Source organism: Streptomyces sp. NPDC002328 (assembly GCF_042890065.1).
GTDB lineage: Bacteria > Actinomycetota > Actinomycetes > Streptomycetales > Streptomycetaceae > Streptomyces.
This window is the reverse complement of record NZ_JBIARQ010000013.1, coordinates 179,846-195,634: the sequence shown is the minus strand read 5'-3', so window position 1 is coordinate 195,634 and position 15,789 is coordinate 179,846. Positions and strand designations below refer to the sequence as shown.

The following is a 15,789-nucleotide window of genomic DNA, read 5'->3' as shown; positions in this document are numbered from 1 at the left end:
TCAGTCTGTCACCCGCCGCACCCCCTCGCGGACCCGCCGGGGGCTACTTGCGGGAGGTCAGCTCCCGGGCGTGCGCCGTCCGGGCGAGCTTCGGGCCGAGCCAGCGCTTGAACCGGCGCAGCGCCTCCATCTGCCCCGCGGCCCGGTCGAGCCGGTAGTACAGCTGGGGCGGGACGTAGGGCAGCAGGGGTGAGTGACGCTGGCCGAGCAGGGCGAACATCCGCTCCGGGGGGAGGTGGATGTAGCGGGTGAGGTTCTCGTACCACTGGGCGCTGTAGCGGGCCGCGCTCTGGAGGGAGAGCAGCTCCGACTGGCGTCCCCGCTCGTAGCGCAGGAGGGCCTGCGGGAGGTCGGGGCCCTCGCGCAGGGCGTCGGCCAGCGCGAAGGCGTCCTCCAGGGCGAGGGTGGTGCCGGCGCCGATGGAGTAGTGGGTGGTGTGGGCGGCGTCGCCGAGCAGGACCAGGTTGCCGCGGTGCCAGGTGCGGTTGGTGAGGGTGCGGAAGGTCAGCCAGGAGGTGCTGCCGTCGGCGGCGGCGCGGCCCACCAGCCGGTGGCCGTCGAGGATGTGCGCGAAGAGCTGCTCCAGCCGGGCGAGCCCGTCGGCCTCGGCGGCGCTGCCGGTCACGCCGGCCCCTTCGGGACCGGTGGCCCGGTCCAGGCCGAGTCCGGCCAGGGTCTCGGGGCCGCACTCGATGACGACGGTGCTCTGCTCGGCGCTGAACGGGTAGCCGTAGCACCAGATCCAGCCGTGGTCGGTCTCGACGAAGGCGAAGGTGAAGGAGTCGAAGACCTTGGTGGTGCCGAGCCAGACGTAGGGATTGCGGCCGGGCTTGAGCTCGGTGCCGAAATGCCCGGCGTGCGGGGAGCGCAGCGCGCTGTGGACGCCGTCGGCCGCCACGACCAGGTCGGCGTCCGGGATGTCCTCCGCCGTGATCTCGTGCTCGAACTCCAGCCGTACGCCCAGCGTTCGGGCGCGGTCGGCGAGGATCTCCAGCAGCCGGTGCCGGCCGATGCCGTGGCCCGCGTCGCCGGGCTGACGGGTCGACAACTCCCGTACATGAGCGATGCCTTGGTCCCAGCGGACGGAGCTCTCCTCGACGGCGCGCGCCGACTCCGGGTCGTGCGCGTGCAGTTGGTCCAGGAGCGCTCGCCAGTAGGTGACGCCCCAGCCGTAGGTGGAGCCCTCCGGGTTGCGTTCGTAGACGGTGATGTCGTGGGACGGGTCCTGCCGCTTGAGCAGGATCGAGAGATACAGGCCGGCGGGCCCGCCGCCGACACAGGCGACCTTCACGCACACCCCTAGGTATTACCGGACGCGGTCAGTTGACGACGCAGGGTAGCAACGGTCGGGGAGTGCCTCGGACGGCCCGGGTGCCGGATTCCGTCACTTTTCCCACGTGAGCCACACCACCGCCGGTGCAGCCGTGCGCCAAAAGTCCCCCGAAAGGGTGGCTCGTACGGAAAGGAATTGCCTCTTCCACCCCTGCCGTGCCATCTCGGCGGCAAGATCATCTTCATTCAACATTGCACGACATGTGATTGATTGTCCTGATCACAGCCAACCCCTCCGAAGCGATTTCTCCGGCTCTCGGACCGGCCGATAGGCATGCGGGGTCGTCCACCGAACCCACCCCAGGAGGTCCCGCATGCCGGAAATCAACCGTCGTCGCGCGCTCACCGCCGTGGCCGCCCTCGCCGCGACCGCCGGCGTCCAGACCGTGGCCACCGCCGCCGCCAGGACGGGCGACCACCACACCGCCGACCCGGCGCACTCCGCCCACTCGGCCCACTCCGCCCACGCCGGCGGCCGGCCCCGTGCCGCCGGTTCCGCCGCCGCCACCCCCGCCCCCTTCGACGAGGTCTACAAGGGCCGCCGGATACAGGGCCGTTCGACGACCGGAGGCGGCCACCACGACGGCGGGAACCACGACGGCGGGAACCACGGCGGCGGCGATCACGGCGGAGGCCACCACGGCGCCGGATACGCCGTGTTCGTCGACGGCGTCGAGTTGCACCTGATGCGCAACGCCGACGGCACCTGGATCAGCGTCGTCAGCCATTACGACCCGGTGGCCACCCCCCGCGCCGCCGCCCGTGCCGCCGTGGACGAACTGCGCGGCGCCACGCTCCTGCCGTTCCCCGCCAACTGACCGTCCCTCCCGCACACCTGGAGCATCCGCACATGACCGTCCGCAAGAACCAGGCGTCCCTCACCGCCGACGAGAAGCGCCGTTTCGTCGCCGCCGTCATCGAGCTCAAGCGCAGCGGCCGCTACGACGCGTTCGTCACCACGCACAACGCCTTCATCCTCGGCGACACCGACAACGGCGAACGCACCGGCCACCGTTCGCCGTCGTTCCTGCCGTGGCACCGCAGATTCCTGCTGGAGTTCGAGCGGGCGCTCCAGGCGGTCGACTCCTCGGTGAACCTGCCCTACTGGGACTGGTCCGTCGACCGCACGGTGCGCGCCTCGCTGTGGGCGCCGGACTTCCTCGGCGGCACCGGCCGCAGCGCCGACGGCCGGGTGATGGACGGGCCGTTCGCCGCGTCCACCGGCAACTGGCCCATCACGGTGCGCGTGGACGGCCGCACGTTCCTGCGGCGCGCGCTGGGGGCGACCGGACGCGGGCTGCCCACCCGGGCCGAGGTGGACTCGGTGCTCGCGATGTCGACGTACGACATGGCGCCGTGGAACAGCGCCTCGGACGGCTTCCGCAACCACCTGGAGGGGTGGCGGGGCGTGAACCTGCACAACCGGGTCCATGTCTGGGTGGGCGGGCAGATGGCGACCGGGGTCTCCCCCAACGACCCGGTGTTCTGGCTGCACCACGCCTACATCGACAAGCTGTGGGCCGAGTGGCAGCGCCGGCACCCGGGCTCCGCGTACGTCCCGGCCGCGGGCACGCCGAACGTCGTCGACCTCGACGAGACGATGAAGCCGTGGAACGACACCACCCCGGCGGACCTCCTCGACCACACCCGGCACTACACGTTCGACACCGACTGACCGGGCGAGCCGACCGTCCAGGCCGTCGAATGATCAAAAGGGTGGTTCGCCCGGGAGGCCCCGGGTACCCGGGCGACACGTACCCGAAGAGAGCCAAGGAGGAGACGACCGTGACGCAGGTCGAGGAATCCATCGAGGTCGGCGTGCCCGTGCACACGGCCTACAACCAGTGGACGCAGTTCGAGTCGTTCCCCGAGTTCATGAGCGGGGTGGAGCGCGTCGAACAGCGCACCGACACGCTCACGCACTGGGTCACGGAGGTGAACGGTGTGCATCGCGAGTTCGACGCCGAGATCACCGAACAGATCCCGGACGAGCGGGTCGCCTGGACGACGGTCTCCGGGGAGACCCGGCAGGCCGGCGTGGTGACCTTCCACCGCCTCGACGACGAGCACACCAAGGTGATGCTCCAGCTGGACTTCGAGCCGCATGGTCTCGCCGAGACCGTCGGCGACAAGCTCGGCTTCGTCAAGCGGCAGACGAAGGGCGACCTGTCGCGCTTCAAGGAGTACATCGAGGAGCGCGGCCGCGAGTCGGGCGGCTGGCGCGGCGTGGTCACCTGACCGACGCCGCGGCGCCCACCCGGCGTGCTCAGTCCGCGGCAGCGGTACGGCACTCCGGGTGGCCCCAGCCCTGATCGTTCTTGGCGATCGGCTCCCCCGCCGCATAGGAACGCCCGCACACGCAACGGCCGGGGAACTTGGCCTTGATGGTGCGGGCGGACGAACCGCCGGGCCGCCGGGGCGACTTGCCCCCGGCGGCCTTGCGGCGTGCGCCGCCGCCGGACGGCGGGGTGTCGGGCGAGGGCGGCGGCTCGGGCGAGCCGAGGTCGCTGCCCGCGGGCTGCTGGACGCTCGCCGCCTGGCTGGCGGCCCGGTCGGCGAAGTCGTTGAGCGGGTCGCCGTCCACCTGGTGGGCGGGCACATAGCGGAAGTCGACCGAGCGGCCGTCGAGCAGTTCGTCGATGCGGACGACGAGTTCCTGGTTGGCGACCGGCTTGCCGGCGGAGGTCTTCCAGCCGTTGCGCTTCCAGCCGGGCAGCCAGGTGGTGACGGCCTTCATGGCGTACTGCGAGTCCATCCGGACCTCGAGCGGCACGCCTGGGTCGGTCGACGCCAACAGCTTTTCCAGCGCGGTGAGTTCGGCGACGTTGTTGGTGGCCCGGCCGAGCGGGCCGGCCTCCCAGCGGGCCGGGGTCCCGGCGTCGTCGGAGACCACCCATGCCCAGGCCGCGGGTCCCGGGTTTCCCTTCGAAGCCCCGTCGCACGCGGCCACCACTCGTTCACGCATGCGCACGATCATGCCATGGTCGGCCGACTGCCCGGTCCTGGACTACACCTCGGTGGTCGTCGGCATCTCGCCCTCGGTGGTGTCGACGTCGATCACCGAGAGGTCGGCGCCCTGCGGGTCGGTGAGGGCGGCGAACCGGCCGAACGGGGTGGTCATCGGGCTGGACCGCAGGACCGCGCCGAGCTTGGTCGCCTTGGCGACGGCGTCGTCGCAGTCGGGGACGGTGAAGTAGACGTTGACGTAGGACGGGACCTCGGGCGGGAAGTCGTCCGTCATCCGCAGCCGGCCGAGGAGGGGGCGGTCGCCGAGGTCGTACAGGCGGAAGTCCATCTCCTCGCCCTCCAGCCGGTGCTGCCGGTAGCCGAAGACGGCGGAGAAGAAGGCGTCGGCCTTCTCCGGCTCGCGGGTGAAGACCTCGCACCAGGCGTAGGCGCCGGGTGTGCCCATCGTTTCGAAGCCCTCGTGCGTGCCCGCCTGCCAGACGCCGAAGACCGCGCCGCTGGGCTCGCGGGCCAGGCACATGCTGCCGAACTCGCCGACCTGCATGGGCTCCATCAGCAGTTCCCCGCCGTGCTCACGGATCTTCGCGGCGGTGGCGGACGCGTCCGCGGAGGCGAGGTAGAGGCACCACTGGGACTGGCCCTCCTGACCGGGCATCGGCGGGACGACGGCGGCGACCGCCTTGCCGTCGGCGTAGGCCTGCGTGTAGTTGCCGTACTCCGACGACGACTCGCCGAAGGTCCAGCCGAGGACGTCGCCGTAGAAGCTCTTGGCCCCCTCGACGTCGCTGAACATCGCGTCGGCCCAGCAGGGGGCTCCCTCGGGTTGCACGGCCATGGCGGCGGCCCTTCCGCAGAGGTGGACGTCCGTTCCCTCACGCTATCCACCCGTCTGGCCCCCCGCGCGCCGAACGGCGGTTCTGTCCCGTCCGCGTGGGCCGGGGCGCGGGGAGGCAGCGGCCCGTTGCGACCGGCCGGGCCCCAAATCCGTTGGACGGCCGGGGTGTCGGGCACGTGGAATGTGGCGCATGTGTGCTGTGAGGATGCGGCCGGACGAGGTCGACGTGGACGCGGAGCTGGTGAGCCGGCTGGTGGCCGCGCAGTTCCCGCGGTGGGCGGGGCTGCCGGTGCGGCGGTTGCCGTCCGCCGGGACCGAGAACGCGATGTTCCGGCTGGGGACCGACAAGGTGGTCAGGCTGCCCCGGCATCCCGGCGCGGTGGCGGACGTGGCGCACGAGCAGCGCTGGCTGGCCCGGCTGGGGCCGCGGCTGACGGTTCCCGCGCCCGTGCCGCTGGAGCGGGGCGGGCCGGGCGAGGGGTTCCCCTGGCCGTGGTCGGTCTACCGGTGGCTGGAGGGCCGCAATCCGGTCGCGGGCGCCGTCGAACGGCCGGAGGCGCTGGCGGCGGAGCTGGGGGCGTTCGTCGCCGGGCTGCGCGGGGTCGACACTCGGGACGGGCCGCCCAACCACCGGGGTGTGCCGCTCGCGGAGCGGGACGCGGCCACCCGGGCCGCCGTCGCGCAACTGGACGGGCGGATCGACACCCGCGCGGTCACCGCCCTGTGGGAGGAGTCCCTGCGCGTGCCGGCCCGCACCGCGCCGCCCGTGTGGGCGCACGGCGATCTGTCGCCGATGAACGTGCTGGTCGAGGACGGCCGGCTGACCGCGGTGATCGACTTCGGCACCGTGGGGGTGGGCGATCCGGCGGTCGACCTGATCGTGGCCTGGAACCTGCTGCCGGCGTCGGCCCGCGCCCGCTTCCGGGAGGCGGTGGGCGCGGACGACGCCGAGTGGGCGCGCGGCCGGGGGTGGGCGCTGTCGATCGCGCTGATCGCGCTGCCGTTCTACTGGGAGACCAATCCGCCGCTGGCGGAGAACTCCCGGCATGTGATCAAGGAGATCCTGGCCGAGGCGGACGACCGCTGACGGTCACTCCCCGTCGTAGGCCTTCTGGAGGGCGGCGAGGTCGAGCTTGCCCATGGAGAACATGGCCTTCATGGCGCGGGCGGCCTTCTCCCCCGGGCCGGCGACCATCTCCAGGAACTGCCGGGGGACGATCTGCCAGGACACGCCGTACTTGTCCTTGAGCCAGCCGCAGGGGCCGGGTTCGCCGCCGCCTTCGAGCAGCTTGTTCCAGTAGTGGTCGACCTCCTCCTGGTCCTCGCAGTCGATCTGGAAGGAGATCGCCTCGTTGAACTTGAACTCGGGGCCGCCGTTCAGGCCGACGAACTTCTGGCCGTTCGCGGTGAACTCCACGGTGAGCACGGTTCCGGGGACGCCCGGCCCGGCCTCGCTGTAGCGGATGACGTCTCCGACGCTGGAGTTCTTGAAGATCGACGTGTAGTGGTGGGCTGCTTCCTCGGCCTGGCCGTCGAACCAGAGACACGTGGTGAATCCGTCGGTGTTCATGCGGTCCTCCTCGGAGGGGGAACGGGGCGCGGAGCGCGGTCAACAGTGTCGACCGGTCCGCGCCCCGGAACTCATCGGTCGGGCGTCAGGCGGCCAGAGCGAGTCCCCGGTACGGACGGGCGGCGGCGGAGGGCAGGACGGCGCTCGACGGCGTGTGCGCCGGGCGTCCGGCGCGGTGGCGGCGGCTGTCGAGCCGGACGAGTTCGCCCTGTGCCCGGGTCAGCAGGTCGCCGAGGCCGAGGCCCAGGGCGCGGGCGGCGGCGGCGAGGACCTCCGAGGAGGCCTCCTTGCGGCCTCGCTCCACCTCCGACAGGTACGGCATGGAGATGCGCGCCGCGTCGGCGACGTCCTTCAGCGTGCGCCGCTGGGCCTGGCGTTCGCGGCGCAGGACGTCACCGACGAGGTCACGCCAGAGGGGTTCGGCGGGGCGGGCGGGGTTCGGCGCTTCGTTGCTCACCCTGACAGCCTAGGAACGAAGATCTCCTGGGGAAGGGTCCGGCGTTCCGCCCAGAGGGGAAGCGGAGCGACGGCTACCGCACCGGGCGGGTGTTGGGGCGCGCCGGGCAGGGGGAAGCGGGTGTTCCGGCCGTTCCGCGAACGGGTGCGCATGGGTCGGCGAAGTCGGGGTATTCGCCCGGTGAGCGGGCCTGCCATGCCCCGGGCCGCTCACGCACCGAGTACAGCGGACACCGAACCGTGACGTCGTGACTTCCGCAGGGAGAGGCTGGGAGAGGCAATGCACACCGCCGTGATCGGGTCGAAGGCACAGGTCGTCGAGAACCCCAGGAGTGTGGCCCCCCGCGACGCACGGGAGCTGTCCCGTCAGTTCTTCCAGCGGCTGACGGAGCTGGAGGAGGGCACGCACGACTACCAGTACGCGCGCAACACGCTCATCGAGATGAACATGTCGCTGGTGCGGTTCGCGGCCGGGCGCTTCCGGGGCCGGGGCGACGACATGGACGACATCGTCCAGACCGGCATGATCGGCCTGATCAAGGCCATCGACCGGTTCGAGATCTCCCGCGAGGTGGAGTTCACGTCGTTCGCGCTGCCGTACATCGTCGGCGAGATCAAGCGGTTCTTCCGGGACACGACCTGGGCGGTGCACGTGCCGCGGCGGCTCCAGGAGCTGCGCGTGGAGCTGGCGAAGGCGCGCGACGAGCTGGCCGGCCGGCTGGACCGCGAGCCGACGGTCGCCGAGCTGGCCACGCTGATGAACCTCGCGGAGAGCGAGGTCGTCGAGGCGCAGATCGCCTCCAACGGCTACAACTCCTCCTCGCTCGACGCGGCGCTCACCGGCGACGGCCCGGAGGGCGGCGAGGCGGTCCTCGCCGACTTCATCGGGGTGGAGGAGGACGGGCTGCGGCTCGTCGAGGACTTCCAGTCACTCGCCCCGCTGATGGCCGAGCTCGGTGAGCGCGACCGGCGGATCCTCCACATGCGGTTCGTGGAGGAGGCCACCCAGGCGGAGATCGGCGAGCGGCTCGGCTGCTCCCAGATGCACGTCTCCCGCCTGATCAAGCGGATCATCGCGCGACTGCGTCAGGGCATGCTGGGCGAACTGGGCTGCGCCTGAGCGGACAGCGGACGGGGCCCGTGCGGACGGGGTCCGAGCGGGCGGGGACGGCGTACGGGGGTCATCCGCCGAGCTTGAGCCGGGCGCGTACCCGCTTGCCGACCGGCACCCGCTCGGCGGTCACCTCCGCCGCCACCGCGTGCACGATCTCCAGCCCGTGCCGGCCGATCCGCGTGGGGTCCTTGGGGAAGCGCAGGGGCAGCGCGTCGCTGCTGTCGTAGACGGCCACCGACACGACGGAGTCCGTTCCCTCCAACTCCAGGATGTACGGGCCGTTGCTGTGCCGTTCGGCGTTGGTGACGAGTTCGCTGACGACCAGCATCAGCTCGCCGTTCACCCGCTCGTCGACGGCGGCGCACCATTCCGTTCTGAGCTGGTCGACGAAGTGGGCCGCGAACTCGCGTGCCTCGGCGATGCAACCGGGCTCGCCGGTGTAGTGCGCCGCTCGCCGGAGCGGTTCCACGGGTACGTCGAAACCAGTCGGTATCACTGCCCCGTCCAGGTGCTCGATCATGCGATTCTCTCTAGGAGGCCGGACTGGCCGGACGCTGCTGCACCAGTGCTCGTACCCCGTGCGGCGCGTCGCAGTCCACCCGCTTCTGCGGCCCGGACATGGAGTGGCTCACAGCGTGGGTTCGCTGGTCAGGGGCTCGGGAGAGGCAGGTTTCTCGGCCGAGGGCGACGCCGGGCGGCTCGGCGCGTCGCTCGGCGGCGGGGCGGGCGTGGGCGGCGCGTCCTCGGTCTCGGGTTCGTGTTCCGGCTCGCTCTGCGGCTCGGTCGACGCGCCGGGCGGTGAGGCCGGGCCGGTCGGCGCGGTCCCGGAGGGCGGGGGCGCGTCGGACCGCGGGCTCGGCGCCGAGGGGCCGGTGGACGGTCTGCCGGGGTCGCGGGTCGTCGTGCCGTTCGGGAGGGAGGGGCTCGCGGACGGCGCGGTCGGGGTCGTCCGGGGTTCGGTGGGGCGGTCCTTGTCGCCGGTGTCGCCGCGGTCGCGGGTGAACCAGGTGTCGGTGTCGGCGTCGTAGAGCACGAAGGCCTCGACGACGGTGGCCGAGGGGGTGATCACGACGACGTTCGCGGCCCGGTAGCCGGGCCAGGGCTCGCCGGTGGTGCGGGGAGTGGTGCGCTGGGCGACGGGCGGGGTCAGCGGGTTGCCGCAGGCGCAGCGCACCCGGGGCACTCCGTGCGCGTCCACGAGGACGGCGGTGCCGCTCTGGAGGACGGCCTGGTAGGGGGTGGCGGCGCCGTCGCGGTAGCCGTGGTTGGTGACGCGGGTGTCCATGCGCAGTTTCACGGGGGTGAGGGAGCGCAGGTAGGCGGGGACCGCGCCGGGGCCGACGCCGGCGACGGAGGCGAAGGCGCTGTTCTTGGCGGGCTGCGCCTGGAGGGCGGTGATCTGCTTCTCCACGTCGCAGGCGGCGACGCTGCGGGTGCCGCCGTACAGGCCGGGGGTCGCGCCGTCGACGCCGCGCAGGGCGTTGGCGGACGGGGTGGCGGTGTCGAAGGCGGTGACGGACGCGGTGGTGGTGGGCGGGACGGAGCTGTCGGTGGCGGTGGACTCGGTGAAGGGGTCGGGGCCGGTCCCGCCGGCCGCCTGGAGGAAGACCTCGCCCTCCCCGGCGGGCGCGGCGCCGCCGTCACCGCCGCCGCCCCGGCCGAGGGTCACGACGAGGACGACGGCGACCGCGACGACCAGGGCGGTGGCGAGCAGGGCGGTCCGGGGGACGGACTTCCACCACGGGCGGCGCGGCTCGGGGCCGCCGCCGGACGGCGGCCCGCCCGGCGTTCCACCCGAGGCCCCGCCCGAGGACCCGCCCGAGGATCCGCCGGGCGGGCCGCCCCAGGAGCCGTCGGGCGGCGGGACGGGCGGGGGCTGGGAGGGGCCCGACAGGGGGCCGGAGGGCGGACCCGTGGGGCGGCCCGAGGACGGGGGTTCGACGCTCACCGGCACTCCCCACCTGCGCGTCTGCCATGCGCGTAGTCTGCGGCGGCTCAGGCGGAATACGCCGCTTTGATCCAGATCATCCCCATTGTGTGCATCGGTCGCGTCCCGCCCGCAAGCGGACACGGGGGCCGCGGGGCAGGCGGCGGACGGCGGAACGCCCGTGGCACGCGGACGGCCCCTCCCGGCGGGCGGGCGGTCCGGGCGCTGCCTAGCGTGGGCCGGGTGAGCCGGACCGCGCCCTCCCCTCAGGCAGTCGCCCGGCACGGCTGGGTGCAGGCGCTCGCCGTGGCGCTCACCGGGCTGGTCGTCATGGGCGTCGTGGCCGCGCTCGGGCTGTGGGCGGCGGGGGCGGCGGATCTGCCCGACGGCGCGTTTCCCCGGGTGGTCGCGGCGACCGTCGTCACGGCCGTGGGCGGCACGGTCGAGCTCTCCGGGGACGCCGGGGGCATCGCCGACACGCAGGCGGGGCTGACGGTGGTCCCGCTGTCCGTGAGTCTCGCCGGGGCCCTGGTGACGGCCGCCGGGTTCCTGTGGCCGCTGCGCCATCGCGCGGTCGCGGGCGCGCCGGAGCTGGCCGGCTGGGCGGCCCGGATCGCCGTGGTGTGGCTGCTCGGCGTGCTGGCCCTGGCCCTCGCCGCCCGGCAGACCTTCGCGGTGTCGCTGGGCGACGACACGCTGACCGACCTGGGCGAGGTCTTCGGCGTGAGTCCGCGCGTGGGCTTCACGACGAACGTGCCGCTGACGCTCGTCGTGGGACTGCTGTGGCTGGCCGGTGTGCTGGTGCTGGCCCTGCTCGTGTCGCGCGGGGCGCCGCTGCCGGCGCGTCTGCTGCGTTTCCAGGAGTCGGTGCGGCCGGCGGCGTACGCGATGGTGGCGCTGCTCCTCGCGTGCGTGGCGCTGGGCGTCGTGGTCGCCCTCGTCGTCGCGGCGACCCGGGGCCGTCCGGCGCAGACGCTGGCGGTGGTGCTCCTGGGGCTGCCCAACCTGGTCTGGTTCGCGTTCACCATCGGGCTGGGCGCGAGCTGGGAGGGGCGGGTGCAGGGGCCGTTCGGGCTGCCGATGCCGAGGGTGCTGGACGAGGCGATGCGCGGCTCGGACACCGCCACGCTGAACCTGAGCACCCTCGCCGAGCGCGACGGCCGCGTGTGGTGGCTGGTCGTCGTGGACGCGGTGCTGCTGCTGGGCGCGGCGTTCGTGATGGCGGCCCGTTCACCGGCCCGGATCCCGCTGTGGCGGCATGCCGTGCGCATGGCGGTCGCCCTGCTGCTGACGGTGCTGACGATCTGCCTGCTCGGCCGGGTCTCGGCGCACTACGGCCTCTCCCTGTTCGGGATCAGCGACCTGGGCGGCGCCGGCCTGTCCGGCGACCTGTTCCTGCGCCCGCGACTGTGGACGGCCCTGGGTTTCGCCGTGCTGTGGGGGCTGGTCGCCGGGTTCCTGGGCGGGCTGCCGGCCCGCCGGGTGCGGCACCGGGGCGAGCCGCCGGGCGGGACCGGCCGGTTCAGGGGGCCCGGCCCCTGACGACCGGGGCCGCCCAGCGCGGCGGACGGGGCGCGGTCGCGGGCCGAGGCGTCGGCTGGGGTGTCGACCGGCGCATCGGCTGGGGTGTCGACCGAGGTGTCGGCTGGGGCGTCGGCTGGGGTGTCGACCGGCGCATCGGCTGGGGTATCGCTTGCGTCGGCGGGTGGCCCGCGGGCCCGGGGCCACTGCCCGCGCCGGCCGCTCGCAGCGCGGCGACGAAGGTGAGGCAGGTGGGGTGGCGTTCGTCGGGGCTCTTGGCGAGGGCCCGCGCGAACACCTCGTCGACGGGCGGCGGCAGATCGGGGCGGGTCCCGGTCAGCGGGGGCGGTTCGTCGTACTGGTGGGCCCAGAGCAGGGCCATGTCGTCGTCGCGGCGGAAGGGCGGGCGGCCCGCGAGGCTCTCGTAGACGACGCAGGCGAAGCCGTAGACGTCGCAGCGGCCGTCGACCGGGCGGCCGGAGATCTGCTCGGGGGCGACGTAGTCGAGGGTGCCGACGAACTGGCCGACGCTGGTGAAACCGGTGAGGGACAGCGACTTCTTCGTCAGGCCGAAGTCGGTGAGATAGACGTGCTCGGGGTGGTCGCTGTCGGTGCCGCGCGCGACCAGGATGTTGCCCGGTTTGACGTCCCGGTGCACCAGACCGTGTTCGTGGGCCGCGTCCAGCGCGGAGGCGACCTGCGCGGCGATGCGCACGGCGGTCGGCAGCGGCAGGGGGCCCCGGCTGTCGATGAGGTGGCGCAGGTCGCTGCCGGCGACGTAGCGCATGGCGATGTACAGCACGCCGTCGGTCTCGCCGGCCTCGAACACGGGCACGATGTGCGGGTGGTCGATCGCCGCGGCGACCCGGGACTCGTGGGTGAACCGCTTGCGGAAGGTGTCGTTGCGGGCCAGCTCCGGAGCGAGCAGTTTGAGCGCGACCGTCCGGTCCAGGCGCAGATCGCGGGCGCGGTAGACGACGGCCATGCCGCCGCGGCCGATCTCCTCCTCGATGCGGTAGCTCGCCACCTGCCGTCCGATCGGTTCGAAGGGCCGGCCGGAGAACAGGCTCGACTCGCGGGCCATCAGGGTTCTCCCTTCGGGGTGACGACCCGGGTGGGGGCGTGCCCGAGGTCCTCGGCGGCCCGCGCGTGGCCGCTGTCCTCGGCGGCCCGCGTCCGCTCGGCGTCCTCGGGCGCGGCGGGCGGTTCGTCGGCCGCGTAGGTGCTCAGCGCCGTGCCGTCGCCGTACGCCCAGCGCTCCTCGGCCGGGTCGTACACCCACATCGACTCGCCGTCGACGACCACGCCGACGCGCAGGCCGTCGGTGCGGCGGCGGAAGGTCTCGCCGTCGAGGCCGCCGCCGGCGAGTTCCTCGACCGCGGCCCGGTAGCGCGCGAGGGCCGCTTCGGCGCGGCCGAGGAGGGGGCGCGGGTCGGCGACGGCCGTGAGGGGGTCGTCCGCGCCGGGCGGCTCCTGGGGCACGGCGACCAGCCGGCGGCCGTCCACCCAGGCCGACCAGCCGTTGGCGCACAGCACGTGCCCCCAGTCGCCGCGCCGCTCCATGAGCCGGACGGGCAGCAGCGGGTCCAGGGGGACGGTCGGCCGGGCGGGGTCGGGCGCCTCCCAGGCGGGCATGCCCTGCGGGGAGACGACGTGCGTGGGCCGGAAGGCGGGGGTCGCCATCGCATCGCCTACTTCCGCATCACGGCGGGTTCGTGCCGGCGCAGCAGACGGGAGACGACGTACCCGAAGGCGGCCGAGAGGACGACGAGCATGCCGATGTCGAGCAGCCACACGTGCGCGGAGTGCGCGAAGAGCGGGTCGCCGGTCAGGTTGCCGGGGACGATGCGGGCCAGGCCGAGGGTGCCGGCCATCGCGCCGAACGCCCAGCGCGAGGGCACCAGCCACGCCAGCTGCTCCAGCCCCGGCACGCCGTTCAGTTTCAGCAGCGCGCCGCAGAAGACGACCTGGACGATGGCGAGCAGCACCAGCAGCGGCATCGTCACCTCCTCCTTGCGCACGAGCGCGGAGACCACCAGGCCGAGCATCATCGCGGTGAACGCCAGCAGGGCTACGGCGAGGGTGATCTCGATCAGCGGAGGCATCAACACGCCTTTGCCTCCGGGTGCGTTGAGGTCGACGCCGAGCAGCGCGACCAGCGTCAGGACGACCGCCTGGACGATGGTGACGACGCCCAGGACGACGACCTTCGACATCAGGTACGCGGATCTGGACAGGCCGACGGCCCGCTCCCGCCGGTAGATCACCCGTTCCTTGACGAGTTCGCGCACGGCGTTGGCCGCGCCGGTGAGGACGCCGCCGACGCACAGGATCAGCAGCGCGTTCATCGCGGTGTCCCGGGTGAGCTGACCGCCGGCGAGGGCGCGGGCCATGGCTCCCATGACGAACGGCAGCGCGATCATGATGATCAGGAAGGTGCGGTCGGCGATCAGCGCGGCCGAGTAGCGGCGCACCAGCGTGCCGAGCTGGGCGACGCGGCTGCGGGGCCGGGGCGGCGGCGGCATGATCACCGGGCCCGAGCGGTCCAGGTGCGGCTGGGCGCTTGAGTTGACGACGTAGTGCCGCCGGTACGACGAGTCGTGGTACTCCCCCGCCCAGTCCCGTTCCCGGTCGCGTTCGAAGGCCTCGAAGGCCTCGGGCCACTGCGCGAAGCCGAAGAAGGCGAGGGCGTCCTCGGGCGGCCCGTAGTAGGCGACCTTGCCGCCCGGGGCGAGGACCAGGAGCCGGTCGCAGACGTCGAGGCTGAGGACGCTGTGGGTGACGACGATGACGGTCCGGCCGTCGTCGGCGAGCCCGCGCAGCATGTGCATCACCGAGCGGTCCATGCCGGGGTCGAGTCCGGAGGTCGGCTCGTCGAGGAAGAGCAGCGAGGGCTTGGTCAGCAGTTCCAGGGCCACGCTGACGCGTTTGCGCTGGCCGCCGGAGAGGCTGTGCACGGGCTGGTCGGCGCGCTGCTCCAGGCCCAGTTCGCGGATGACCTCCAAGACCCGCTCCCGGCGTTCGGTGGGCGCGGTGTCCTGCGGGAAGCGCAGTTCGGCGGCGTAGGTGAGGGCGCTGCGCACGGTGAGCTGGGCGTGCAGGATGTCGTCCTGCGGGACCAGGCCGATGCGCTGACGCAGTTCGGCGTAGTCGCGGTAGAGGTCGCGGCCGTCGTAGACGACGGTGCCGTGGTCGGCGGGGCGCTGGCCGGTGAGGGCGTTGAGGAGGGTGGACTTGCCGGCGCCGCTGGGGCCGACGACGGCGAGCAGGCACTTCTCCCCCACCGGGAACGACACGTGGTCGAGCAGGACCTTGCGGCCGCGGTCGACGGCGACGGTGAGGTCCTGCACGTCGAGGGAGACCTCGCCGGTGTCGACGTACTCCTGGAGTTCGTCGCCGACCAGGCAGAACGCGGAGTGGCCGATGCCGACGATGTCGCCGTGGCCGATCGGGGCCGTGGTGACGGGCAGGCCGTTGAGATAGGTGCCGTTGTGGCTGTCGAGGTCGGTGATCTCGTAGCCGCCGTCGGGCAGGGCGCGCAGTTCGGCGTGCCGGCGGGAGACGACCAGGTCGTCGATGACGAGGTCGTTGTCGGGGGCGCGGCCGATGCGGACGGTGCGGGCGGTGCGGGCGGGCAGCGGGCGGACGCTGGTGGGATGGCGGAAGGTGCCGGTGAGCGCGGGCTCGGACACCGCGGAGGGGCCGGGCGGCTCGGGGGCGGCCGGGGCGGGGTGGCCGGTCAGCAGGACGCTCGGGCCGTCGTCGGGGCTGCCGAAGCGCAGGACGCTGCCGGGGCCGATGTCCGAGGCGCGGACGCGGCGGCCGTCGGCGTAGGTGCCGTTGGTGCTGTCCGCGTCCTCCACGGTCCAGTGGTCGCCCTCGGGGCGCAGCACCGCGTGGTGCCAGGAGACGCGGACGTCGTCGAGGACGATGTCGCTGAGGGGGTCGCGGCCGACGCGGTAGTCGCGGCCGGGAAACATCACTGTGGAACCCGTCGCGGTGTTCAGGACGAGTTCGGGAGCCGTCGAGGCGAACGGGCGCTCCACCATGACCGAATTCTATCGATT

16 protein-coding genes are annotated in these 15,789 nt (G+C 73.2%); 6 read left to right on the top strand and 10 right to left on the bottom strand.

The window, feature by feature from the left end:
* Positions 1–43: 43 nt before the first annotated feature.
* Positions 44–1,297 carry an FAD-dependent monooxygenase gene (locus ACFYX4_RS28800; protein WP_389339383.1) on the bottom strand — a complete coding sequence of 418 codons (1,254 nt, stop codon included), beginning with the start codon at positions 1,295–1,297 and terminating at the stop codon, positions 44–46.
* A gap of 349 nt (positions 1,298–1,646) precedes the next feature.
* Between ACFYX4_RS28800 and ACFYX4_RS28795 the strand changes: the two genes are divergently transcribed.
* The 3 genes from ACFYX4_RS28795 (at position 1,647) to ACFYX4_RS28785 (ending at position 3,570) form a co-directional block, all read left to right on the top strand.
* Positions 1,647–2,150, top strand: a complete 504-nt coding sequence (locus ACFYX4_RS28795) for a tyrosinase family oxidase copper chaperone (RefSeq protein ID WP_389339381.1) — start codon at positions 1,647–1,649, stop codon at positions 2,148–2,150.
* 32 nt (positions 2,151–2,182) lie between these two features.
* Positions 2,183–3,007, top strand: coding sequence for a tyrosinase family protein (locus tag ACFYX4_RS28790; protein ID WP_389339379.1), 825 nt, complete (start codon positions 2,183–2,185; stop codon positions 3,005–3,007).
* A 110-nt stretch (positions 3,008–3,117) separates the two neighbouring features.
* Positions 3,118–3,570 carry an SRPBCC family protein gene (locus ACFYX4_RS28785; protein WP_389339377.1) on the top strand — a complete coding sequence of 151 codons (453 nt, stop codon included), beginning with the start codon at positions 3,118–3,120 and terminating at the stop codon, positions 3,568–3,570.
* Positions 3,571–3,598: 28 nt separating this feature from the next.
* Here ACFYX4_RS28785 and ACFYX4_RS28780 read toward each other — a convergent pair whose 3' ends face one another.
* Entirely contained in the window at positions 3,599–4,309 is a 711-nt protein-coding gene (locus ACFYX4_RS28780; protein WP_389339375.1) for a ribonuclease H, read from the bottom strand.
* A gap of 30 nt (positions 4,310–4,339) precedes the next feature.
* On the bottom strand, positions 4,340–5,134 hold the full coding sequence (locus tag ACFYX4_RS28775; RefSeq protein ID WP_389339373.1) for a VOC family protein: 795 nt from the start codon (positions 5,132–5,134) through the stop codon (positions 4,340–4,342).
* Between the two features lie 190 nt (positions 5,135–5,324).
* Here ACFYX4_RS28775 and ACFYX4_RS28770 point away from each other — a divergent pair, with 190 nt between their 5' ends.
* Positions 5,325–6,221 (top strand): aminoglycoside phosphotransferase family protein, encoded by an 897-nt coding sequence (locus tag ACFYX4_RS28770; RefSeq protein WP_389339371.1) that lies wholly within the window; start codon positions 5,325–5,327, stop codon positions 6,219–6,221.
* A gap of 3 nt (positions 6,222–6,224) precedes the next feature.
* Here ACFYX4_RS28770 and ACFYX4_RS28765 read toward each other — a convergent pair whose 3' ends face one another.
* On the bottom strand, positions 6,225–6,704 hold the full coding sequence (locus tag ACFYX4_RS28765) for a VOC family protein (protein WP_389339368.1): 480 nt from the start codon (positions 6,702–6,704) through the stop codon (positions 6,225–6,227).
* An 85-nt stretch (positions 6,705–6,789) separates the two neighbouring features.
* Entirely contained in the window at positions 6,790–7,161 is a 372-nt protein-coding gene (locus tag ACFYX4_RS28760) for a helix-turn-helix domain-containing protein (RefSeq protein WP_389339366.1), read from the bottom strand.
* Positions 7,162–7,440: 279 nt separating this feature from the next.
* On the opposite strand from ACFYX4_RS28760, the gene ACFYX4_RS28755 reads away from it, so the two are divergent.
* Positions 7,441–8,280, top strand: a complete 840-nt coding sequence (locus ACFYX4_RS28755) for an RNA polymerase sigma factor SigF (RefSeq protein ID WP_389339364.1) — start codon at positions 7,441–7,443, stop codon at positions 8,278–8,280.
* A gap of 61 nt (positions 8,281–8,341) precedes the next feature.
* Here ACFYX4_RS28755 and ACFYX4_RS28750 read toward each other — a convergent pair whose 3' ends face one another.
* Together ACFYX4_RS28750 and ACFYX4_RS28745 are read right to left on the bottom strand one after the other, a co-directional pair.
* Positions 8,342–8,794 carry an ATP-binding protein gene (locus ACFYX4_RS28750; protein WP_389339362.1) on the bottom strand — a complete coding sequence of 151 codons (453 nt, stop codon included), beginning with the start codon at positions 8,792–8,794 and terminating at the stop codon, positions 8,342–8,344.
* A 108-nt stretch (positions 8,795–8,902) separates the two neighbouring features.
* A complete protein-coding gene (locus ACFYX4_RS28745; RefSeq protein ID WP_389339360.1) occupies positions 8,903–10,222 on the bottom strand; it encodes a DUF6777 domain-containing protein in 1,320 nt (439 codons plus the stop codon).
* Positions 10,223–10,444: 222 nt separating this feature from the next.
* Between ACFYX4_RS28745 and ACFYX4_RS28740 the strand changes: the two genes are divergently transcribed.
* Positions 10,445–11,743: a streptophobe family protein gene (locus ACFYX4_RS28740; protein ID WP_389339358.1), complete on the top strand. Its 1,299-nt coding sequence runs from the start codon at positions 10,445–10,447 to the stop codon at positions 11,741–11,743.
* Here ACFYX4_RS28740 and ACFYX4_RS28735 read toward each other — a convergent pair.
* Genes ACFYX4_RS28735 through ACFYX4_RS28725 form a run of 3 tightly spaced genes read right to left on the bottom strand, consistent with a single transcriptional unit; the run spans position 11,724 to position 15,771 of the window.
* A complete protein-coding gene (locus ACFYX4_RS28735) occupies positions 11,724–12,806 on the bottom strand; it encodes a serine/threonine-protein kinase (RefSeq protein ID WP_389339356.1) in 1,083 nt (360 codons plus the stop codon). The genes ACFYX4_RS28740 and ACFYX4_RS28735 overlap by 20 nt on opposite strands.
* Positions 12,806–13,405 (bottom strand): hypothetical protein, encoded by a 600-nt coding sequence (locus ACFYX4_RS28730; protein ID WP_389339354.1) that lies wholly within the window; start codon positions 13,403–13,405, stop codon positions 12,806–12,808. The genes ACFYX4_RS28735 and ACFYX4_RS28730 overlap by 1 nt, the downstream gene beginning before the upstream one ends.
* Positions 13,406–13,413: 8 nt before the next feature.
* Entirely contained in the window at positions 13,414–15,771 is a 2,358-nt protein-coding gene (locus ACFYX4_RS28725; protein WP_389339352.1) for an FHA domain-containing protein, read from the bottom strand.
* Positions 15,772–15,789: the final 18 nt, after the last annotated feature.